The organism is Pseudonocardia kujensis (assembly GCF_021283305.1).
GTDB lineage: Bacteria > Actinomycetota > Actinomycetes > Mycobacteriales > Pseudonocardiaceae > Pseudonocardia > Pseudonocardia kujensis.
This window is the reverse complement of the sequence record NZ_JAJSOK010000040.1, coordinates 1-22,019: the sequence shown is the minus strand read 5'-3', so window position 1 is coordinate 22,019 and position 22,019 is coordinate 1. Positions and strand designations below refer to the sequence as shown.

Here is a 22,019-nt window from a genome sequence, read left to right as displayed (position 1 = left end):
CGACGCGACAGCGCAGGCGCGCGATGTGGTCCGCGCTGCTCGGCACGCTGGTGGAGTACTACGACTTCTACCTCTACAGCCTGCTGGCGGCCGTCGCCATCGGCCCGCTGTTCTTCCCGGGCGCAGACCCCGCCGCGGCGCTGCTCGCCTCGTTCGCGACCCTCGCCGTCGGGTTCGTCGCCCGACCCCTCGGGGCGCTGCTGATGACGGCGGTGGGAGACCGTCTCGGGCGCCGGAGGGTCCTGCTCGTCACCGTGCTCGCGATGGGGATCGCGTCCTTGCTGATCGGGCTGCTGCCCCCCTACTCGACCATGGGGGTGTGGGCGCCGATCCTGCTCGTCGCCCTGCGCGTGGTGCAGGGGCTCGCGGCGGGCGGCGAGTTCGGCGGCGGACTGCTGATGTCCGTGGAGTACGCGCGCGACCGTCGCCGCGGGCTGGCGAGCAGCGCGCCGCAGGTGGGGCTCTACGCCGGGATCATCCTGGCCAACGCCAGCCTGCTGCTGGTCACCCTGCTGCCTCGGGAGGACTTCCTCGGCTGGGGATGGCGGCTGCCGTTCTTCTTCTCGCTCGTGCTCGTCGCCCTCACCCTGTGGGTCCGCGCCGGGGTGGACGAGACCCCCGTCTTCGAGAAGGCCAAGCGGGCCCACGAGCTCGCGAAACGGCCGCTGACCGACCTGTTCCGGACGCAGTGGCGGGCCCTCGGCATCGTCGTCCTCGCGGCCTTCGTCGTCACGACCGCGTCGGCCCTCAACAGCTCGTTCAACCCCGCGTACGCGATCCAGCTGGGCTTCACCTCGTCCCAGGCCCTCACCATCACGCTGCTGGGCACCGCGACGGGGCTGCTGTTCGTGCCCCTCTTCGCCGGGCTGTCGGACCGGTGGGGACGCAAGCGACTCGCCGTCGGCGGGATCGTCCTCATCCCGGTCACGGCGTGGGCGGCCTTCGAGGCGCTGGGCAGCGGCAGATGGGGGCTCGCGATCCTCGCTGCGATCCTGCCCGCCATCGCCCACAGCATGGCCTTCGGCCCGCTCGGCGCCTGGATCGCCGAGCTCTTCCCCACCCGCTTCCGCTACGGCGGCGCTTCGATCGGCTTCCAGCTCGCCGCGACCCTCGGTGCAGGCTTCTTCCCCCTGATCGCCACGGGGCTCTCCGCGGCGGCGGGCGGGGCGCCGCACTACGGTCTCGTGCTCGGTTACCTCGTCGTGGCGGCCGCGATCAGCCTGGTCGGGGTCCGGCTCGCCCGGGAGACCTCGACATCGACCTTCGACGAGATCGACGCCACCGGAAAGGAGACAGCATGAGCTCCCCGCTGATGCGCACGGCCGAGGGACGGCCGACCGAGTTCGGCCGCATCTACCCGCCCGACCACGAGTGGCTCGCGAAGGCCCCGGTGGAGGAGGTGCTGTTTCCCGACCTCTCCATCGTCGATCCCCACCACCACCTCTGGGACCACCCCGGCTACCGCTACCTGCTCGATGAGTTCATCGCGGACGCCGACACCGGGCACAACGTCGTCGCGACGGTGTTCGCCGAGTGCCTCTCGATGTACCGCACCGAGGGTCCGGAGGCCTTGCGGCCCGTCGGGGAGACCGACTTCGTCGCCGGCGTGGCCGCGTCGGCCGAGAGCGGCGCATCTCCGGTCGCGGTCGGCGACGGCATCACCGGGTTTGCCGACCTTCGGCTCGGCGCGGCCGTCGAGGAGGTACTGCAGGCTCACCTGGCGGCGGGTCGTGGACGGTTCAAGGGGGTCCGGTTCGCGACGAGCTGGGACGCCGACCCCGAGATCGAGAACAGCCACACTGGAAGCGCCCCGCACCTCCTCGCCGATCCCGAGGTCCGCAAGGGCGCGGCCGTGCTGCGCGACCTCGGGCTCGTGCTCGACACCTGGGTGTTCTTCCCCCAGATCCTGGACGTCGCCGACCTCGCCGACGCCCTGCCCGACCTCTCCGTCGTGCTCGACCACTGCGGCGGTCCGCTCGGCTACGGCCACTACACGGGTCACCGGGACGAGGACTTCGCCACCTGGCGCCGCGGCGTCCAGGCGGTGGCCGAGCGACCGAACGTCACCTGCAAGATCGGCGGCCTGGTCGCCCGGCTGGCCGCCTTCGACTACCGCACCGCGGAGCGGCCCGCCTCCTCGACCGAGCTGGCCGCGCTGTGGCGGCCCTGGATCGAGACCTGCATCGAGGCCTTCGGCCCGGACCGGTGCATGTTCGAGAGCAACTATCCCGTGGACAAGGTCGGGGTTCCCTACGCGACGCTGTGGAACACCTTCAAGCGCATCACCGAGTCGATGACGGCCGCGGAGCGCGGCGCTCTGTTCGCGGGCACCGCGCGCCGGGTGTACGGGCTGTGAGCTTCAAGCAGGCCCTGGCCGAGGGGCGTCCGCAGATCGGGCTCTGGCTGGCCCTGCCCTCGACCGAGTCCACCGAGATCGTCGCGGCGGCCGGGTTCGACTGGCTCGTCGTCGACGGCGAGCACGGCCCGTTCGACCTCGCCGTGGTCAAGTCCCAGCTGCTGGCCATCGCCGCGTACCCGGGCGTCGAGCCGGTCGTGCGGGTCCCGACCGGTCTCGGCGGCTACGGCGAGGCCGAGCTCAAGCGCTGTCTCGACCTCGGGGCCCGGACCGTGCTGGTGCCCATGATCTCCTCGGCCGACGAGGCCCGGGAGGTCGTGCGGCACTGCCGCTACCCGCAACCCGGCGTCGACGGCAGCCGGGGCGTGGCCGGAGCGCGGGCCGCGGCCTGGGGCCGGGACCGGGAGTACTTCTCGCGGGCGAACACCGACGTCTGCGTCCTGGTCCAGGTCGAGACGGTCGAGGGGCTCAGGTCGCTCGACGAGATCGTCGCCGTGGGCGGGGTCGACGGCGTCTTCTTCGGCCCCTCCGATCTCGCCGCATCCCTCGGTCTCCTCGGACGGCCCGAAGCCCCCGAGGTCCGACAGGCCATCGAAGACGCCATCGGGAACGTGCGTGCCACCGGCAAGGCCGCAGGCGTCCTCACCCGCGTCCCGGAGTCCGCCGCGCGCTACATCGACGCGGGCGCCACGTTCGTAGCGGTGGGGACCGACGCGGGACTGCTCGTCGAGGGATCTGATCGGCTGAGAGAAGCCTTCTGAGTGGTGAGGTCCGGTTCTGAGCCACAGGGCGGGGTGGCTCAGCTTCTGCGGGTCCCGAGGTGATCGGTCAGGCCGCCGCCACGCGTGATCCCGTCCTACTCCCGGCTGTCGATCACGACACAAGGTATCTGTTCGTCACGCTGATCGTTCGTCCACGGTGACCGGACGCGGGAGCTCTTCACGAGCGCCGCCGGCTCGCCGGTGTCCACAGCCGGTCTGCTCGACCGCGCGGGCGGACGGATCTTCGCAATCGACGCTGCGTGACCTCGAACTCCGCCTCGCCGATCCGGTGGCGGTCGCCGATCCGTACCTCGGCGTCGGACAGGCCGTCGACCGTCAGGTTCTCGCCGAAGCAGCCGGGTTCCAGGTCGTCGCGCGCGAGGTGCTCCGCCCAGTGGTCGAGGGCCTGGGTCCGGTAGACGAGAACGGCCCGCTGTTCGCCGCCGTGGCCGGCGAGGTCGCCCTGGCCGACCCCGTCGATGTCGAGCCGGCGCACCATCGCCGCGCCGCCGACGGGCCGCTTCCAGATCCCGGTGCGGACGGTCTCCTCCCGCCAGCGCACCTCCTCCGGAAGGCCGACGTTCACCGAGACCAGCCGCGCGAGCGTCACCGCTTGTCCCACCCGTGGAAGGGTGCCAGGTCGCCGGCGTCCCAGCGCTCGCGCAGACCGGGGGCGCTCAGGTCGAAGTCCTGGCGGGTGGCGGCGAGCACGGCCCTCAGGTCGTGCCAGAGGTCGGCGATCGAGGGCCGCCCCCAGAACCAGTAGCCGTTGTAGACCGAGCGGACGACCAGGCCGGGTTCGAGCACGAGGGTGTGCGGGATCATCGGGTCGTTCTCCGGGTCCGTGTACTCCTGGATGTCCAGGTCCTGCTGGACGGTGCGGCCGGGGTCGGAGAGGAAGGGCCAGTGAGCGCCCACCGACGCCCGGAACTCTTGCAGGGTGTGGTGCTCGTCGGTCGCGATGGTGACCAGGCGGGTGTAGGCCACCGCGAGCTTCGGCTGGAGAGCGGCGAGCTCGAGATGCTGCTGGTGCTCCTTGGGGCAGTAGTGGCCCCGGGCGAGCGTGAGGATCATCGGGTCGTCACCCTGCAGCTCGCCGAGGGTGCGGACCGTGCCGGTGTGGTCGGGCAGCGAGTAGTCCGGGAAGGTGGCGCCGGGCCGGATGTCAGCGCGCATCGGACGCTCCTCGTCGTCGGTGGGTCAGGACGCGGCGCAGGAACCGCAGGGTGTGCCGCCACGGCTGGGTCGGGATCTCGCCGGGGCAGAACATCAGCGCACCAGGTAGGTGTCGTAGACGACGGTGTCGGGTCGGCGGGCCCCGACGGTGACGAAGACCCCTTTGGTGAGCCAGTCGAGATGCTCTGCGGCGGCCTCGATGCGGGTGGTGGCGCGGAAGACGTAGTCGGCGGGGTTCACGTTCTCGCCGCGAGCCAGCCGCGCGAGGACCTCGGCGCTGCCGTGGCGCACCGACCGCGACTCGACGGCGAGCAGCTCCCCGCCGTCCGTCTCGATCGTGTAGTGGATGTCGCCGAGGGCGGTGCCGTCGGCGAGGACCGTCTGGCGGTCGGCGCTTCCTTCGGGGACCAGCCGTCCCTTCAGGGCGGGCCCGGTGACGGTGCCCGCGGTCAGGGCGACGATCCGGTGCCGGTCCGTGCCGAAGGTCCCGAGCTCGACCGGCTCGCCGAGGCTCGCCTCCAGCCGGAAGACCGGTGCGAGCAGCGGGCTCGGGAGATCACCGGTCGCAGGGTCGTTGGGGTGGGGGTCGAGTGGGTCGACGGCGACCTGCATCCAGTCGGCCAGCGGTAGCCCGGCGAGGAGGGTGTCGAGCTCGGCGCGGTCGTGCGCGCGGTAGAGCCCGAGCACGGTTCCGCGTGCGGCCCGCGTCCACACCCGGAGCAGGTGGCCGCGCGCCGCGAGGTCGGCGGCCGCGGCCGCTTCGCCGGCCTTCCGCCGGTCGAGCTCGTCGGGCGAAGCGCCGGCGGGGACGTCGATCGTGAACTCGACCAGGTACTCCTGCACGTCACACCCCCACGAGCTGCTCGCCGCCGCCGACGTCGTGGACGGCGCCGGTCAGCTCGGTGTTCGTCATCAGGTGCAGGGCGAGGGCGGCGACGTCGGCCGGCCCGACGACGCGTCGAGGGGGCAGCGCGGTGCTGAGCTGGATGCGGCGTTCGTCGAGATCCGAGCCGAGGAGCCGCGCGGACAGGGGCGTGTCGACGAACCCCGCTGCGATCAGGTCGACCCGGATCGGGGCGAGCTCGAGCGCCAGGTTCGCGGTGAGCGCCGACAGCGCGGCGCTCAGCGCACCGGGCAGGGCCAGCCCGACCGCGGGTCCCAGCGCGGTGGTCCCGGTGTACTCCGCGTCGGTGGTGACGTCGGCGTCGAGCCGCCGGCCCAGCTCGCGGTAGAAGGCCAGGGCCCGGTCGACGTCCGCGACCGGGACGACCACGACCTCCAGGCCCAGGGCCGTGGGCGGCCGGCTGTCGGCGTCCCCGCCCTCGGGGGTCGTCTGCAGGTCGCTCATGGGTCGTCCTCCGCGGAAGGGGGTGGGGGCTACGACCGTTGCGGTAAGCCGCCGGCGCAGCGACGCAAGCGGACGACCGATTTCGTAGCCAGAAAACTGTGCATCGGACTAATCTCCAAGCCGATTGGGGCTGAGGATGGCGCAGAAGCGTGGAAAGGCCTACGGGTCGGCGACCGGCGAACTGCGCGGACGTCGGCCCGAGTCCGCTCTGTTGGACGAGCTGATCATCGCGGTCCGGCAGGGTGAGAGCCGAGCCCTGGTGCTCCGTGGCGACCCGGGCGTCGGCAAGACGGCGCTGTTGGAGTACATGCTGCGGCCGGCCGCCGACCTGCGGGTGTTGCGGGCCGCAGGGGTCGAGTCGGAGATGGAGCTGGCCTTCGCCGCGCTCCATCAGCTCTGCGCCCCCCTCCTCGCGCACCTGGACGCCCTTCCCGGCCCGCAGCAGGAGGCCCTGGACATCGTGTTCGGCCGCAGCGCCGGGCCCCGGCCGGACCCCTTCATGGTGGGCCTGGCGGTCCTGAGCCTGCTCTCGGAGGCCGTGGCGGAGCGGCCCGTTCTGTGCATCGTGGACGATGCCCAGTGGCTGGACCGGGCGACGGCACAGACCCTGACGCTGGTCGCGCGGCGCCTGCGCGCGGAAGCGGTCGGCCTGGTGTTCGGTGCGCGTGAGACCGGTGAGGAATTCCGTGGCATACCGTATTTGGACGTGCAGGGATTGGCAGATGCCGATGCGCGGGAGTTGCTCGGATCGGTCGTCCGATTCATGCTCGATGACCGGATTCGCGAAAGAATCGTGGCCGAGACGAAGGGGAATCCGCTCGCGCTGCTCGAGCTGCCCCGCGGGCTGACCGCCACCCAGCTCGCCGACGGTTTCGGGCTCTCGGGCCCCCATGCGCTGCCGGGCGGGATCGAGCGGAGCTTCGTCCGACAGGCCGAGCAGCTGCCGCCGGAGACCCGGTCGCTGCTGCTGGTCGCCGCCGCGGAACCCGTCGGTGATCCCCTCCTGGTCTGGCGGGCCGCGGAGCGGCTCGGCATCGACGGCGCCGCGGCGGCGGTCGCGGAGATGGACGATCTGCTGACGATCAGCGACCGGGTGACCTTCCGGCATCCGCTGGTCCGGTCGGCGCTCTATCGCTCGGCGTCGTCGCGGGAGCGGCGATCCGCCCATCTGGCCCTGGCCGAGGTGACCGACCGGGCGTCCGACCCGGACCGGCGCGCCTGGCACCTGGCCACCGCGACGTCCGGGCCCGACGAGAACGTGGCGCTGGAGCTCGAGCGGTCCGCGCAGCGTGCCCAGGCCCGCGGTGGGTTCGCGGCCGAGGCCGCGTTCCTGCACCGCAGTGTCGCCCTCACCCGCGAGCCCGCGCGGCGTGCCGAGCGGGCCCTCGCCGCCGCGCACGCCAGCCTGCGCACCGGTGCCTTCGAGACCGCTCTGACGATGCTGGCGGTCGCCGAGGCGGGCCCGCTCGACGACCTGGGCCGGGCCCGCGTCGACCTGCTGCGGGCCGAGGCTGCGTACTCCCTCAACCGCGGCAGTGACGCCCCGCCGCTGCTCCTCCGGGCGGCTCACGCCTTGGAGTCCCTCGACGCCCGGCTCGCGCGGGAGACCTACCTGGACGCCTGGAGTGCGGCCCTGTTCGCCGGGCGGCTCGCGACACCCGGTAGCAGCCTGCTGGAGGTGTCCCGAGCGGTCAGGTCCGCGCCCTTGGCACCCGGGCCCGCCCGGGCCTCCGACGTGCTGCTCGACGGCCTGGCGTTGCTGTTCACCGACGGCCGCGAGGCGGGTGTTCCCGTTCTGGCCGAGGCGACGGCCGCCTTCTCCGACCCCGAAGCGCCGGTCGAGGAGGTGCTGCGGTGGGGATGGCTCGGGGTGGTGGCCGCCGCGATCGTGTGGGACTTCGACGCGTGCCTGACCATCGCGACCCGACAGGTCGAGGTGGCCCGCACCGCGGGTGCGCTCGCCGTGCTGACGGTCGGGGTCAACGTCCTGGCGCAGGCGGCGGCCATGGCCGGTGACCTGGCACTGGCGGCGTCGTCGATCACCGAGGCGCGGGCGGTGACGGAGGCGACGGGGACCCACATCGCCCCGTACGGGACCCTGGTCCACACGGCGCTGAAAGGGCGGGAGGACGACGCTTTCCCGCTGATCGAGGCCACCGTCGAGAGCGCCGTCGCCGAGGGGCAGGGCACGGCGGTGCAGTACGCCCGATGGGCGTCCGCGGTGGTGCTCAACGGTCTCGGCCGCTACGAGGAGGCCCTGGCCGCGGCGGTCGAGGCCAGTGAGGACATCCCGCAGTTCTGGATCGCGGCGTGGGCGTTGAGCGAGCGTGTCGAGGCCGCGGTCCGCAGCGGGGACGCCGAGCACGCCGCCCTCGCGAGCCGGCGGCTCACCGGGCAGACGGCGGGCTCCGACAGCGGCTGGGCCCGGGGCCTGGAGGTCCGCGCCCGTGCTCTGCTGGTCGAGGGCCCGGCCGCCGAGAGCTGCTACCTCGAGGCGGTCGAGCGGCTGGCGGTCAGCGGTGTCCGTCCCGAGCTCGCCCGCGCCCACCTGCTCTACGGCGAGTGGCTGCGCCGGGAGGGACGCCGCACCGACGCCCGCCCACAGCTGCGCAAGGCCCACGACCTGTGCACACAGATCGGCATGGAGGCGTTCGCCGAACGGGCCAGACGCGAGCTGCTGGCCACCGGCGCGACCGTCCGCAAGCGCACCGTGGAGCACCACGACGAGCTGACCCAGCAGGAGCGACAGATCGCCCTGATGGCCCGGGACGGCCTGTCCAACTCCGAGGTGGGCAGCCGGCTGTTCCTCAGCCCCCGGACGGTCGAATGGCACCTGCGGAAGGTGTTCGCGAAGCTCGACATCGCCTCCCGCCGGGAGCTCCGGACCGCGCTGCGGGGAGCGGAGTACCCGCTCGAGAAGGCGGAGTGACCAGCGAGGCCCGCAGCTTGCCGAGGGCACCCGACTCGATCTGCCGGGCACGTTCGGCGGTCACCCCGAGGGCCTCGCCGATCTGCTCGAGTGTCCGCGGGGGCGTGCCGAGCCCGAAGTGGGCGTGCAGCACGGTCCGCTCCCGGTCGCCGAGCAGTGCGGTGAGCTCGCGGACCTCCCGGAGCTCGATGGCGTCGAGTACCCGGTCGAAGGCCAGCTCGGCGCCGTGGTCGCGGACGTGCTCGCCGACGGTCGTCCCGGGGCCCGCCGGTGCCTGGAGACTGTGCGGGGCCCGAGCGGCCTCGCTCAGTAGCTCCACCTGGGTACGGCTGAACCCGGTCGCGCCCGCGAGCTGCGTCGCCGTGGGCTCGACCCGGTGGGTGCGGACGTGGTCGTCGTGCGCGGCGCGCACGGCGGCGAGCCCGCGGACCGCGCGATCGGACAGGACGACCGGCATCGTCAGCTCCGCGGCGACGTCCTGCATCGCCTTGCGCACCCAGTGGACCGCGTAGCCCCAGAACGGGGTGCCCCGGCCCGGGTCGTAGCGGCGCGCGGCGTGCAGCAGGCCGGCGACTCCCTCCTGGAGGAGCTCCTGACGGCTGACACCCCCGGCCCGCAGGAAGCGGCGGGTCATCGCCCCGATCGCGGGCAGGAACAGGTCGACCAGCTCGCGGCAGGCGTCCGGGTCGCCGACCGCGGTCGCCGCGACCAGCTCACGTTCGCGGATCGACGGCGCGGCGGCCGCCTCGGTTCGGTGGGACACGGCGCTCCCTTCCAGGACTTCCGAGGTGCCTCATCGTCCTGCCCGGCCTAGGCCGGGCGCGCCCGTCGACACCCCTGGCCACCCACGGGCCCGTGCCCTGGTCTCGCACCGGGGGACCGACCAGGGCCGCCGACGGGGGCTATCACGGTCGCACCGGGCGAGAGTCGAGCCATCCCTGCAGACGGAGGCCGGCGATGGCGTCGATCAACACCACAACGCAACGACGGGCGCTGCAGGCCGAGGTCCTCGTCGCGCTCGGGCTGGCGTCCGGGCCGGTGGTGGCGCTGGGTTTCACCCGGTTCGCCTACGCGCTGCTGCTGCCCGCGATGCGCGAGGACCTGTCCTGGAGCTTCGCCGCCGCGGGCGGCATCAACACGGCGAACGCGCTGGGCTACATCGCGGGTTGCCTCTCCGCCACCTGGTGGGCCCGGCGCTTCGGCATCGGGGTCGCGTTCGTGGCGGCCCTCGGGGTCAGCGCGCTGATGCTCCTGCTCTCGGCGGCGACCGGCGACTACGTCCTGCTGACGGTCGTGCGGGCGGTCGGCGGGGTGAGCACCGCGATCGCGTTCGTACTCGGCTCCGCGCTGGCCGCCCGCGTGCACACCGGCAGCGACCCACGTCGCTCCGCGCTGCTCGTCGCCGTCTACATGGCCGGGGTCGGGATCGGGATCGTGGTCGCCGGTGTCCTGGTGCCGATCGTGCTGGAGCTCGGCGGCGGCGTGGGATGGCGGCTCGGCTGGCTGGTGATGGGGGTGCTGTCACTGGCCGCCCTCGCCCCCGCCACGCTCGCGGTCCGCCGAGTGGCCGAGCAGGCGGCCGGACCGGCGGCGAACGGCCGCGTCCGGTTCGGCGCCCTCACCCCGACCTTCGTCTGGTACGTCCTGTTCGGCGCCGGCTACGTCGCCTATCTGACCTTCGTCATCGCGCTGCTGGCGGGCCGCGGCCTCGGCGGCGGGTTCCAGGCGGTCTACTTCGTCGTCCTGGGCGTCGCGTCCGCGGTGGGGACGCTGGTCGTCTGGGGTCCGCTGGCCGGTCGGCTGCCCCGCGGACGGGGACCGGCGCTGGCGAGTCTCGTGGTGCTGGTCGGCGTTCTGCCCGTACTGGTGTGGTCGGGGCCGGTGGCCGCCATCGCGTCGGGGATCGTGTTCGGCAGCTCGTTCATGGCGGGCCCGACCGCCGCCACGGTGATCGCCCGCCGCAGCCTCCCCGCCGCGGGCTGGACGCTGGGCATCGCCCTGCTCACCTCGGCGTTCAGCGCGGGACAGGCCATCGGCCCCCTGGCGGCGGGGCTGCTCTCCGACACCCCCGGAGGGATCACGCTCGGCCTCTGGCTGTCGGTGGTGCTCCTGGGCCTCTCCGTCCCCGCCGCCCTCCTGCAACGCGACCGCTCTCGATGACCACCACCTCCGAGGAGATCTCGTGTCCAACCACTACAGCGCGGCCAACCTCCGGTTCCCCGGTGACGACGCCCGCCTGGACCTCACCGACCTCTATGTGTTCGCCTCACCCGACGACCCCGGGAAGACGGTCCTGGTCATGAACGCCAACCCCTTCACGACCGGTATGAGCGCGATGCCCCCGTTCCTCATGAAGGCGGAGTTCCATCCGGACGGGATCTACCGCCTCAACGTCGACACCGACGGGGACGCGCAGACGGACGTCGCGTTCTCGTTCGTCTTCTCCGACCTCAGCGACGGCAGGCAGACCGGGACCGTCCGCTACGCCACCGGCGCGGGGGCGCGCGACCCCGAACCCTCCGGCGACGTGCTCGTCGCCGACACACCGGTCGGCTTCGACGACTCGGCCCGGCCGGTGGAGGCCGGCCCGGTCCGGCTGTTCCTCGGCGTGCGCAGCGACCCGTTCTTCGCCGACGCCGACGGCTCCTTCCACGGCTTCCGGTGGACCGGTCAGGACGCCTTCGCCGACCGGAACGTCCAGTCCGTCGTGCTGGAGGTGCCGAACGACATGCTCGGTCCCGGGCCCAGGATCGGGGTCTGGGCGACGGTCGGCGTGCGCCGCGACGGCGCGATCGTCCAGGTCGACCGCGGCGGCCACCCGACGATCAACCCGTTCGTCAGCCCCAACCACACCAAGAACGAGTACAACCGCCGGCAACCGGTCGACGACGTCGCGAACTACCTGGACATCTGGGCGAAGTTCCTGCAGGACAACGGCGGCTACGCACCGGAGGAGGCACGCGAGGCCGCACTCGTCGTGCTCCCGGACATCCTGCGCTACGACCGCAGCCGCCCGGTGGCGTACCCGAACGGCCGCAGCCTCACCGGGGACGCCTTCAGCGCCCGGTTCGCGTGGATGAGCAACGGGAGTATCGACTCCCAGGGGCTCAAGCCGCACGACGACCTGCTGGCCGAGTTCCCGTACCTCGGCGTCCCGAACGTCTACCCGGTCTGAGCCGGCACCCCTCTCGACGCCGACGCCACGTCGGCGTCACCCGGGAGCGACCATGATCTCTCTGACCTCGGTGGCCCTGGTCGGCGTCCTGGCGCTGCTCTCGCCGCTGCTCGTCCGCCTGGTGCGGCTCCCGGTGCCCGATGTCGTCGTGCAGATCGTGCTGGGTGTGCTCGTCGGCCCGGGCGTCCTCGGGCTCGCACGCGTCGACGAGCCGGTCCGCGTGCTGTCGGTCGTCGGGTTGTCGTTCCTGCTGTTCCTCGCCGGCCTGGAGATCGACATCGCGCGGCTGCGGGGTCGCGTCGCCCGGATCGCCGCCTCGGCCTTCGTCGTGTCCTTCGCGCTGGCTCTCGCAGTGGGCACCCTGCTCGGCGTCGTCGGCATCGTCGGGTCGCCCGTGCTGATCGCGGTCATCCTGTCGGCCACCGCCGCCGGCGTCGTGCTCCCGGTGCTGCAGGACAGCGGGGACGCCGCTGCTCCGCTGGGTGGTCTCGTCATCGCCGGTGCCGCGATCGCCGAGGTGGTGCCGGTCGTGCTGCTGTCCCTGCTGTTCGCGGGCGACGGCGGGAGCCTGGGTTCCCGGGTGGCACTGCTCGCCGCCTTCGCCGCCCTGAGCTGTGCCGTGGCAGTGGTCGTCCTGCGGTTAGCGCACCTGGGCTGGCTGACCCGGGCATTGGCGGCGCTGCAGGACACCACGGCGGAGATCCGGGTGCGCGGCGCGGTCGCCCTGCTGGTGGGCTTCGCGGCCCTCGCGGCCGGGTTCGGTCTCGAGGCGATCCTCGGGTCGTTTCTCGCCGGCGCGGCGATCTCCGTTCTCGACCCGGACCGCGCACACACCCATCCGCAGTTCCGGCCGAAGGTGCAGGCAGTGGGCTTCGGTGCGCTCATTCCGTTCTTCTTCGTGTCCACCGGGATGTCACTGGACGTCGAGAGCTTCACCCAGCCCGCCACGCTCGTCAGGATCCCGGTCTTCCTGGCCGCCATCCTGCTCGTGCGCGGACTGCCGGCCCTGCTCTACCGGCGGTTGCTGAACGGCAGGCGCGAGATCGCGCGGGCCGCGCTGCTGCAGGCCACGACGCTCACCATCCCTGTCGTCGGCGGCGCGATCGGCGTCGACCTCCGCCTGATCACGCCGGACAACGAGGTCGCACTCGTCGCCGCCGCGGTCGTGTCGGTGATCGCGTTCCCGATTCTCGCGACGACCCTCGCGCGACGCCGGAGTGAGAGCGGCCCGCGGGACGGCCGCGCTGCGGTGTGACCGTGCCATCACGGGCGGCTTGGACGTCCGGTCCGACCAGACAGCAGTGAGAGCAATGCCGCCGGCTGGCTGGCCCACCACGCGTCGTGGCGCTCCGTCTTCCTGCTCGGTGCCGGTCGATCGGACGGCCTTGCCCAGTCGCCCGCCGCCCACTACCACACCGCGATGCTGGTGATGGCCCGCCTGAGCGTGGTCGCCGCCTTGATCAGCGCGGCGTTCGTCCCGGTCGGAAGGGCCGCCCGGGGAAGGCCGGCGGCTCACCCCCGCCTGCACGGCTGCGCAGCGGCCGTCTCGAACTGATCCGTACTCGACGACGAAGGAGACCGACATGACCGAGATGCAGACGACACCCGGCCGGACGGCCGAGCGGCTGCGTGGCCAGACCGTCGTGGTCATCGGCGGCAGCTCCGGGATAGGGCTGGCCACCGCCCGGCTGGCTCGGATCGCCGGTGCCGAGGTCATCGTGACCGGGCGCGACCCCGGCCGCCTCGAGGAGGCGGCCGCCGAGGTCGGGGCGCTCGGATCGGCGCGCCTCGACCTGGGCGAGCCTGCCGCGCCCGAAGAGTTCTTCGGCGGCCTGTCCACGCCGATCGATCACGTCCTCGTGACCGGGGGTGGACCCGTCTACACCCCGATTCTGGAGCTCGACCTCGACCAGGCGCTACGGGTGCTCGACGAACATCTGCTCGGTGCACTGCGGATCGCTCGGGCGAGCGCGTCCCGGGTGCGCCCCGGTGGCTCGCTCACCTTCATCACCGGGACGGACGCCCGCCGTCCCGGTGTCGGGTCGGGTGTCGCCGCAATCCTGGCAGCCGCCCTGCCGACGATCGCGGCGAACATCGCCTTGGAACTTGCGCCGATCCGTGCCAATGTCGTTGCCGCCGGCTACGTCGACACCCCGCTGTCGGCCCGGATCCTGGGTGATGACCTGGAGCGCCGCCGGGCCGAACTGGGGGCCACGCTGCCGATCAGGCGCGTCGTGGGCCCGGCCGACCTGGCCGACCTCATCGTGCACCTGATGACCAACTCAGCCGTGACCGGCGCCACCTACGACGTCGACGGTGGGCAGCAGCTCGTCCCGACCGGTTGAGCATGTCTCACCTTCAGAGAGTACGTAGCTCCTGCACGTTCCGAATTCTGTCGCTGTGAAGAAGGGGGCGAAGGGGCGCCGATGCGGCGGTTCCTGCAGTTCACAGTCCGCAGTTCCGCAGCCCGAGCGCCGGGCCCGTGTGGCCGCGGTCCGCGCCGAGAAGGAGGCCGGCGCCGCCTCGCCGCCCTCCCGCGGCCACGTCGATGACCAGATCGACTTGGTCGTCGGCAGCGACGACCACCCAGCCGTTGAGGAAGCAGAACACCTCGGGTCGCGAGCCAGCCGAGCCGCTCGTTGCCGTCGACGAGGACATGGTCGCGCACCCACCAGAGCGCGGGCCCCATGAGCAAACGCCTCCTGCCCACCCCGTCGCCGGCGAGCAGGAGCCGGTTCCGGTCCCTGCTCCCCGGCGATGGGCGGCACGCGAGGTCAGGCCGTCACAAGCGCCGTCATCGCGACGGCCCCTGCGGTGAGGTGGTGCCGAGCTCGAGGGAGGCTGCGCTCCCGGTGGTCTCGAGGCGGTTGAACACCAGCCGTACCGCCATGGAGCCTTCGCCGATGGCGGCTGCAGCACGCTTGATCGAGCCGCTACGGACGTCTCCCACGGCGAAGATGCCCGGTCTGCTGGTCTCCAGAAACAGCGGAACCGTGGTCCCACCGACGGGCTCGGCTGCGGGGACGTCGGTGCCGGTGAGCAGGAATCCGTGGGTGTCTTCGGCGAGTTGGCCGGCCAGCCAGGCGGTCCGGGGCTGGGCACCGATGAAGACGAACAAGCCGCAGACGGACAGTTCGGCCTCGCCTTCCTGATCGGCGTGGCCGATCCGCACGCCCTGCAGCCGGCCCGTGCCGGTCAGCGAGATGACCTGCGTTCGGGGCCGGACGATGATGCGTGGGTTCCGCTCGATCCGGTCGATCAGGTATCGCGACATGGAGGCGCGCAGCGCCTTCCCCCGGATGATGAGGTGGACCCGTGCGCTGCTGCGGCTGAGGAAGAGCGCGGCCTGCCCGGCGGAGTTGCCGCCGCCGACGACGGCGACCGGGCCGGTACCGCAGGCCTGGGCCTCGGCCTGGGTGGCCGCGTAGTACACCCCGACGCCCTCGAACTCCGCGAGCCGCTCCAGGGGTAGCCGGTTGTAGTGGGCTCCGGTGGCGATGATGACCGAGCGGGACTGCACGGTGTCGCCGTCGTCGAAGCCGACCTGGTGCACGCCGTCCGCCCACGCCAGGGACGTGGCCCTGGCCGCCTGCTTGATGCGGACGCCGAACTTCTGCGCCTGCAATGCCGCGCGGGTGGCGAGCTCCTCGCCGGACAGGCCGGCGGGAAAGCCCAGGAGGTTCTCGATCCGAGACGAGGTGCCCGCCTGACCGCCCAGCGCGGTCTCCTCGGCCAGGATCGTGGCGAGCCCCTCGGACGAGCCGTAGACCGCAGCGGCCAGCCCGGCCGGGCCCCCACCCACCACCAGCAGGTCGCACACCCCAGCGGGATAGGGGCCTTCTGCGCCGGACAAGCCCAGCGTGTCGAGCAGGGCGCGCCCGCCCGGGTTCCTCAGCAGCGGACCGCCAGGGGTGATCACGATCGGCAGATCGGCGACGCGGAGGTCCAGGCCCTGCATGATCGCCTCGGCCTCCGGTGAGGCTTCCAGGTCCAGCCACGTCGACACCAACCGGTTGCGCGCCAGCACCTCCAGCAGCCGTCTGGTGTCGGGATCGAACCGTGAGCCGATCAGCGTCAGGCCCGCGCCGCGGCGCATGAGGATCGAGTGCCGGAGCAGGAAGGTGCGCAAGATCAGGTCGCTGAGGTCGGGTTCGTGGGCCATGACGACACGGAGCCGCTCGACGGGGACCGACAAGACCCGCCCGGCGGAGGTGGCTACCGCGCTCAGGTAGGCACGCTGCCCGGTGAGCATCCCGATCTCGCCCAGGAACTGGGACCGGCCGTAGTGGGCGATGCGCGTCGCGCCGGGCCGGCCGTATCCCTGAACGATCTCGGCGGTGCCATCCAACATCACGATCAGGTCGTACGTCTCGTCCCCGTCGGTGAACAGCACCTGGCCCGCGGTCACGTCGCGCTCGGTGCCGTATCTGCGCAGCACTTCGAGCTGGTCCGTGTCCAGGATCGGGGACCGCCCGGGCGCGGAGAATCGGGAGTCTTCATCGCCGTCGTCGACCCGGCCGCGGGCAGCTGCGTGGCTGCCGACGCCGGGACCCTCGATACCCTCAGCCACGCGCGCCCACCCCTTTCGCACTAGAGCGGAGAACGACCCGTCGCACTCGCGCCAGGCATTCCCCGATGCCGGTGTCCGGACGAACGCACCGTCGTCACACTCGACCTCGGCTGCCTCCTCCCGCGCAGGTGAGGCGCCGGCCGGCAGGCCCGGTAAGACCGCGCCGACCCGAGCGCCACGCGCCCAGGTGCCCTTGCCAGGCGCAACGGTCCCGCGCGGTGTGAGCCTGATGGCCCTAGCTGACGGCCACCGCCGCGCGGACGGTGGCTGCCGCTGTCAGGGCCCCGACGCGCGAGATGCGCGAAACGCGTGATGACGATTCGCTCGCGCCGGACGACCGCTCTGTCAACGAATGGGGGTGTGATGAGTACGACGAACGTCCAGGGCACGAAAGCCGCGGCGATCGAGGACCTCACGACGATCGACATGAAGCTCGAGGTGGTGGTCCTTCCGGTTGCGGACGTGGACGGGGCGAAGGAGTTCTACGGCAGGCTCGGGTGGCGGATGGACCGCACACCGCCCGGGGTCGTCCAGCTGACGCCGCACGGCTCGGCCTGCTCGGTGCAGTTCGGCGCGACCCTCACCTCGGCCGCACCCGGGTCGGGCAAGGAGTACCTGGTCGTCGACGACCTCGAGGCCACCCGAGAGGCCTTGGTGGGTGCCGGTGTCGAGGTGAGCCCGATCTTCCACCTCGGGCCCGACGGGCCGGTCGACGGCCCGGACCCGGAGCGGCGCAGCTACTTCTCGCGGGCCACATTCAGCGATCCCGACGGCAACGTCTGGGTGCTGCAGGAGATCACCACCCGGCTGCCCGGTCGGGTCGAGGGCACCGAGACCACGTTCGCGTCGACCGCGGGCCTGGAGTCCGCACTGGTGCGGGCGGCACTCGCGCACGGTGAACACGAGAAGCGCATCGGGGAGCGCGACGAGGAATGGCCCAAGTGGTACGCCGCCTACATGGTCGCGGAGGCGACGGGAGCCGACCTGCCGAGGTGACCGAGTGCGACGTCGTCGTCCCCGGGGGTGCGGCGGGTAAGCGCAGCGCCCGACAGAGGGCTGAGTGTCTGAGGGCCGCGACCGTCGATCCGCCAGCGGTGACTGTCCGCACTCCGCGGGAGAAATGCGTGCAACGCGTGTAGACGAAGACCGGGAGCGCCCTGCTGGCGAGTGAGGAGTATTCGGTCCGGCCGGCGTGATGGCCTGCGCCGGAAGGGCCGAACTGCAGTCGGGGTGCTCAGAAGCCGCGGAAGACGGCCGGACCGGCGGGGGCCGGCCCTGGAGATCAGATGTCACCTGAGTTCGTCCGGTACACGCCGGAGATCGAGACGATCGATCCGAACATCGACGTGCTACTGGAACAGATCATCAACTTCTGGGAGAAGAAGGGCCGCGAATCGCCCAGGACCGAGGGCACCGGGCGAGCCGTCCGTGGTGCGCATGCGAAATCGTTCGGCCTGGTCAAGGCGGAGGTCGAGATACTGGCAGATGTTCCGGAAGCGTACGCGCAGGGATTCTATGCCGAGCCGGGACGACACGGCGCACTGATGCGCTTCTCGAGCACATCGGGCCATCTGGGGACGGACGCTCAACTCGGCCCTGGACTCGGTCTTGCGGTCAAGATATTCGATGTGGCCGGCGAGAAGTTGGTCGAGGACGAGCCGACCTCGAACACGTTCGATCTGGTGCTGAAGAACAACCCGATCTTCATCAGCAACACCGCCAAGCACTACCTGTTCATCGAGGACATCGCCAACAACATCCACGCATACCTGGCGCGCGGACGGGCCGGGTTCCACCAACTCCTGGCCGACGTGCTCACGGGCAGGGGTGCGCTGAAGCAGCCGGACTGGGCCTGGGAGGAGATGTTCGCCCTCGTGCGGACGGCCACCCAGACGTCGCTACGCAACCCCTTGCTCACCACGTACTGGACCATGGGCGCGATGCGTCATGGCGACTACGTCGCCAAAATACGGATAGCGCCTGCGGCGGACAACGCTGCGCATGCTATCCACCCCGACCTCGACCTCGCCGCCGCCGCGGACGTTTTCCATCCGACGCTGGTCGACGAGTTGAAAGCGAGCGCCTTCGCTTTCGATCTCCAGGTGCAGTTGTGTACGGACCTCACAGCGATGCCAGTCAACGTGTTGACGGTGGAATGGCCCGAGAAGCTCTCGCCCTTCGTCACCGTCGGCCGCGTTCGGCTGCCGCTTCAGGACATCTCGGGCCCCGAGAATTTCGAGAAGGGAGACGCGCTCGCGTTCAACCAGTGGCGTGTCACGGCCGTCCACAGGCCGTTGGGCGAGATCATGAACGTGCGACGGATCTACAGCGCCTCGGCCAAGGTGCGCCGCACACTCAACCACCAGTCGCTGGCCGAGCCTTCCAGCGTGGAGTCGGTACTGCCGTGATCGGCCGGCTGGTGTCGATTGAAACGAATGGCCGGCCTGTCAGAACGGCACCCGCGGGTCAGCAAGGGTATTAATGGTCGACTGTAGTGCAAAGCGGAAGAGTCGAATGAATTGAGGGGGATGTCATGTCAACGTCAACGCCGACCGCCACCGGATCGGAGCAAGTTCGGACTGTCCAGCAGAAACTCGAGCAGTTACGCGACTTGTTCGCCGACGCGCCCGAGGTCGGGAGGAAAGCACTGGAGAATGTGCTCACCGAGCTGAAGACGCAGGTGTCGGAGCCGCGCACCCGGATGGAGAGCGCCGGGCGGGTCGGCAGCCGCCAGGGCAACGTCTCGGAGTTGACCATCATTGCCCCCTTCGCACCCGGCGGAGCCGAACGGTTGCGCGCGTTCCTGCAGCTGCTGGACGGCAACTTCGACGGCGCGAACAAGGTCGGCAGCCTCCACGACATGCGCTTCGTGTTCCTGGACAACGACACGAAACTGCTCTTCTGCACCGCCTTCGACGGCGACTGGGACCCCTACATCGACGATTTCGTCACCCAGATTCCCGACTACCTGGACATTCTCAGTTGTGGGCTGGAGGGCTGGCCGGGCATTCGCAGCCCGGAGGTCAAGGACTACCTCGCCCGCCACCAGATCACCGCAGAAGGCTGGTACGTCGCCCACCCGGATCTGACCGTGGCGGACATCAGCCGGCTCAAGCGCGTCGGTCAGGCGGTAGACGAGTTCCTGGACAAGGTCGGCGACTGAAGCACCTCCGGCGGTTCTGTGGGAGCGGCCATAGCAGTGCCCGTCCCACAGGCCGCCCCGGTGAGCCTGCCCGTACCGTTCTGGAGGAGAACGTCATGCACCTCGTCGACCGCCTCGGCGGCGAGCTTCCGCGCAGTCCCGCCACTCTCGCGCTCGACGACATCCAGGCAACGGTGCTGCGGTATCGGCCCGAGCCCTACTACGGCACGCACGTCATGCTCCGTATCGACGATCAGCGGGCGGGCCGCGAACTGCTCAGAAACCTCACGCCCTACGTCGCCTCCGCTGCCGAATGGTGGCGAGCAGGAGAGGCCTGGATCTCGGTCGCCGTCAGCTTCACCGGGATGGTCGCTCTGGGTCTGCCGGCGGACTCGCTGCGGTCGTTCCCCGAGGCCTTCCGGTCGGGAATGGCGGCACAGTCCGACGAGCTGCGCGACTACGGGCCCAACGATCCGAAGAACTGGGATGCGCCCTTCGGTACCGGGCAGGTCCACATGGGGGTCAGCGTATTCAGTGACTCCGCGCAGGCCTGGGGCGAGACCATGGAAATGGCACGTCACCACTATCGCCGGTTCGCCGGGATCACCGAGCTGTCGGCGCAGGATTTCGGCGCCCAGCCGGGCGACCTCAACCCGCTCGGGTACCGGGACTCGATCGGCCAACCGGCCATCGAGGGGAGCGGCGTCGAGCCGCTGCCCGGCCAGGGTCGGCCGATCAAAGCCGGCGAGTTCATCCTCGGATATCCGGGGGAGGGCGGCGCGCCGCTGCCGATGCCGCACCCGGACGTCCTGGGCCGCAACGGCACCTTTGTCGGGTTACGCAAGTACCAGTCCCGAGTCGGAACCTTCAACCGCTTCCTGCGCGAACACGCCCGAACCGAGCAGGAGCGCGAGTTGCTCGCGGCGAAGCTGGTCGGCCGCTGGCGCAGCGGCGCGCCCTTGACGCTTGCACCCAGCCAGGACGATCCGGCGCTGGGTGCCGACCCACGTCGCAACAACGACTTCACCTACGCCGACGACCCGCACGGCCACCAGGTGCCGCTCGGCTCGCACATGCGGCGGATGAACCCTCGCGACACGGTCATGACCCGACTCGCCGACGTCAATGTGCATCGCATCATCCGGCGCAGCACCACCTTCGGGGCGCCCTACGACCCCGACGCGACCTCGACCGAAGCCGACGAGGTCCCCCGCGGACTCTACTTTCTTTTCCTCAGCGCCAAGGCGATGGAGACGATGGAGTTCCTGCAGCAGGAGTGGATCAACAATGGGAACTTCATGGACCTGGGCGACGAACGTGATCCGAACATCGGCCTCCAGGAGGAGGGCGCGACCTTCACGATCCCCCGGGATCCGGTGAGGCGTCGCATCCACGGCATCCAGACGTTCAACGTACTGCGCGGCGGCGAGTACTTCTTCATGCCTTCCCTGTCCGCCTTGACGTGGATCGGGGGCCTGCCGGCAGCGTCAACCAGGCTGTAACCGATGAACAGGTCGGATGACTTCGGCACCAGCTATTCGTGGCGAAAGGACGAGCCCCCAGTGATCGTCAAGGAGGCCATCTCGAACATCCCGACCGGGCCGCTGTACGTGATCGATAGAGAGGAAGACGAACATGGCCATGATCACCACGATCGACGGTACCGAGATCTTCTACAAGGACTGGGGGACGGGACAGCCCATCGTCTTCAGCCACGGCTGGCCGCTGTCGAGCGACGACTGGGACACCCAGATGTTGTTCTTCCTCCAGCAGGGCTCCCGCGTCATCGCCCACGACCGCCGCGGCCACGGGCGCTCGACGCAGACTGCCGACGGTCACGACATGGATCACTACGCCGACGACCTGGCGGCCCTGACCTCGCACCTCGATCTGCGGGACGCCGTGCACGTGGGGCACTCCACGGGTGGTGGCGAGGTGGTGCGCTACATCGCTCGGCACGGGGAGCGCCGCGTGGCGAAGGCGGTGCTGGTCAGCGCCGTGCCGCCGCTGATGGTGCAGACCGAGGCCAACCCCGGCGGGCTGCCCAAGAGCGTGTTCGATGGTTTCCAGTCCCAGGTGGCCGCCAACCGCTCCGAGTTCTACCGGGCGCTGCCGTCCGGGCCCTTCTACGGCTTCAACCGTCCCGGGGTGGAGCCCTCGGAGGCGATCATCGCCAACTGGTGGCGGCAGGGGATGATGGGCAGCGCGAAGGCGCACTACGACGGCATCGTCGCCTTCTCGCAGACCGACTTCACCGATGACCTCAAGAGGATCACGGTGCCCGTGCTGGTGATGCACGGCGACGACGACCAGATCGTCCCCTACGCCGACTCCGGACCGCTGTCGGCGGAGCTCGTGCAGAACGGCACCCTGAAGACCTACGCGGGCTTCCCGCACGGCATGCCGACCACCCAGGCCGAGACGATCAACACCGACGGGAGTGTCCGATCTTCGGTGTAACTGGTCTGTAGCTCCGGGCGTGTCCCGGGGGAAGGACCAGCGATGACCGACACGATCGAGCCCATGCCGCGGGCTCGGATTGATCACCAGCAGTTCGCTCAG

Annotated in this window: 19 protein-coding genes and 1 pseudogene; 13 read left to right on the top strand and 7 right to left on the bottom strand. The window is 71.0% G+C overall.

The genetic code is table 11. The features are described from left to right. The first annotated feature begins 23 nt into the window (after window positions 1-23). From LWC35_RS24450 to LWC35_RS24440, 3 genes are read left to right on the top strand one after another with little or no spacing between them, the layout of a single operon-like run. On the top strand, window positions 24-1,301 hold the full coding sequence (locus LWC35_RS24450; protein WP_232872589.1) for an MFS transporter: 1,278 nt from the start codon (window positions 24-26) through the stop codon (window positions 1,299-1,301). Beyond that, entirely contained in the window at window positions 1,298-2,356 is a 1,059-nt protein-coding gene (locus tag LWC35_RS24445; protein ID WP_232872588.1) for an amidohydrolase family protein, read from the top strand. Before LWC35_RS24450 ends, LWC35_RS24445 begins: the two co-directional genes overlap by 4 nt. Further along, window positions 2,353-3,117 (top strand): HpcH/HpaI aldolase family protein, encoded by a 765-nt coding sequence (locus LWC35_RS24440; protein WP_232872587.1) that lies wholly within the window; start codon window positions 2,353-2,355, stop codon window positions 3,115-3,117. The genes LWC35_RS24445 and LWC35_RS24440 overlap by 4 nt, the downstream gene beginning before the upstream one ends. A gap of 178 nt (window positions 3,118-3,295) precedes the next feature. On the opposite strand, the gene LWC35_RS24435 is transcribed toward LWC35_RS24440, so the two are convergent. The 4 genes from LWC35_RS24435 to LWC35_RS24420 form a co-directional block, all read right to left on the bottom strand. After that, window positions 3,296-3,739: an MOSC domain-containing protein gene (locus LWC35_RS24435; RefSeq protein WP_232872586.1), complete on the bottom strand. Its 444-nt coding sequence runs from the start codon at window positions 3,737-3,739 to the stop codon at window positions 3,296-3,298. After that, entirely contained in the window at window positions 3,724-4,293 is a 570-nt protein-coding gene (locus LWC35_RS24430) for a redoxin domain-containing protein (RefSeq protein ID WP_232872585.1), read from the bottom strand. Before LWC35_RS24430 ends, LWC35_RS24435 begins: the two co-directional genes overlap by 16 nt. A gap of 93 nt (window positions 4,294-4,386) precedes the next feature. After that, entirely contained in the window at window positions 4,387-5,136 is a 750-nt protein-coding gene (locus tag LWC35_RS24425) for a muconolactone Delta-isomerase family protein (RefSeq protein WP_232872584.1), read from the bottom strand. A 1-nt stretch (window position 5,137) separates the two neighbouring features. Then, window positions 5,138-5,641: an SDR family oxidoreductase gene (locus LWC35_RS24420; RefSeq protein WP_232872583.1), complete on the bottom strand. Its 504-nt coding sequence runs from the start codon at window positions 5,639-5,641 to the stop codon at window positions 5,138-5,140. A 136-nt stretch (window positions 5,642-5,777) separates the two neighbouring features. Between LWC35_RS24420 and LWC35_RS24415 the strand changes: the two genes are divergently transcribed. Further along, on the top strand, window positions 5,778-8,570 hold the full coding sequence (locus LWC35_RS24415; RefSeq protein WP_232872582.1) for an ATP-binding protein: 2,793 nt from the start codon (window positions 5,778-5,780) through the stop codon (window positions 8,568-8,570). A 19-nt stretch (window positions 8,571-8,589) separates the two neighbouring features. On the opposite strand, the pseudogene LWC35_RS24410 reads toward LWC35_RS24415, so the two are convergent. Then, a pseudogene (locus tag LWC35_RS24410) lies at window positions 8,590-9,333 on the bottom strand (sigma-70 family RNA polymerase sigma factor); the annotation flags it as partial. Between the two features lie 194 nt (window positions 9,334-9,527). Here LWC35_RS24410 and LWC35_RS24405 point away from each other — a divergent pair. The 4 genes from LWC35_RS24405 to LWC35_RS24390 all read left to right on the top strand — a co-directional run bounded on the left by LWC35_RS24405 (window position 9,528) and on the right by LWC35_RS24390 (window position 14,090). After that, entirely contained in the window at window positions 9,528-10,730 is a 1,203-nt protein-coding gene (locus tag LWC35_RS24405) for a YbfB/YjiJ family MFS transporter (RefSeq protein WP_232872581.1), read from the top strand. A gap of 22 nt (window positions 10,731-10,752) precedes the next feature. Then, a complete protein-coding gene (locus LWC35_RS24400; protein ID WP_232872580.1) occupies window positions 10,753-11,745 on the top strand; it encodes a DUF4331 family protein in 993 nt (330 codons plus the stop codon). A gap of 52 nt (window positions 11,746-11,797) precedes the next feature. Continuing rightward, on the top strand, window positions 11,798-13,000 hold the full coding sequence (locus tag LWC35_RS24395; RefSeq protein WP_232872579.1) for a cation:proton antiporter: 1,203 nt from the start codon (window positions 11,798-11,800) through the stop codon (window positions 12,998-13,000). Between the two features lie 328 nt (window positions 13,001-13,328). Next, window positions 13,329-14,090: an SDR family oxidoreductase gene (locus tag LWC35_RS24390; protein WP_232872578.1), complete on the top strand. Its 762-nt coding sequence runs from the start codon at window positions 13,329-13,331 to the stop codon at window positions 14,088-14,090. A 100-nt stretch (window positions 14,091-14,190) separates the two neighbouring features. Here LWC35_RS24390 and LWC35_RS24385 read toward each other — a convergent pair whose 3' ends face one another. Together LWC35_RS24385 and LWC35_RS24380 are read right to left on the bottom strand one after the other, a co-directional pair. Then, complete coding sequence (locus LWC35_RS24385) at window positions 14,191-14,403, bottom strand: hypothetical protein (protein WP_232872577.1); 213 nt, start codon at window positions 14,401-14,403, stop codon at window positions 14,191-14,193. Window positions 14,404-14,539: 136 nt separating this feature from the next. Further along, the gene (locus LWC35_RS24380; protein WP_232872576.1) at window positions 14,540-16,315 is read right to left on the bottom strand and encodes an FAD-dependent oxidoreductase; all 1,776 of its coding nucleotides are present in this window, start codon (window positions 16,313-16,315) and stop codon (window positions 14,540-14,542) included. Between the two features lie 363 nt (window positions 16,316-16,678). Here LWC35_RS24380 and LWC35_RS24375 point away from each other — a divergent pair, with 363 nt between their 5' ends. The 5 genes from LWC35_RS24375 to LWC35_RS24355 all read left to right on the top strand — a co-directional run bounded on the left by LWC35_RS24375 (window position 16,679) and on the right by LWC35_RS24355 (window position 21,917). Continuing rightward, complete coding sequence (locus tag LWC35_RS24375; RefSeq protein WP_232872575.1) at window positions 16,679-17,311, top strand: VOC family protein; 633 nt, start codon at window positions 16,679-16,681, stop codon at window positions 17,309-17,311. Window positions 17,312-17,601: 290 nt separating this feature from the next. Next, window positions 17,602-18,723, top strand: a complete 1,122-nt coding sequence (locus LWC35_RS24370) for a catalase family protein (RefSeq protein ID WP_232872574.1) — start codon at window positions 17,602-17,604, stop codon at window positions 18,721-18,723. A 125-nt stretch (window positions 18,724-18,848) separates the two neighbouring features. After that, window positions 18,849-19,478: a hypothetical protein gene (locus LWC35_RS24365; protein ID WP_232872573.1), complete on the top strand. Its 630-nt coding sequence runs from the start codon at window positions 18,849-18,851 to the stop codon at window positions 19,476-19,478. Between the two features lie 95 nt (window positions 19,479-19,573). Then, window positions 19,574-20,959, top strand: a complete 1,386-nt coding sequence (locus LWC35_RS24360) for a Dyp-type peroxidase (RefSeq protein WP_232872572.1) — start codon at window positions 19,574-19,576, stop codon at window positions 20,957-20,959. Between the two features lie 133 nt (window positions 20,960-21,092). Continuing rightward, window positions 21,093-21,917: an alpha/beta fold hydrolase gene (locus LWC35_RS24355; RefSeq protein ID WP_232872571.1), complete on the top strand. Its 825-nt coding sequence runs from the start codon at window positions 21,093-21,095 to the stop codon at window positions 21,915-21,917. The last annotated feature ends 102 nt before the right edge of the window (window positions 21,918-22,019 follow it).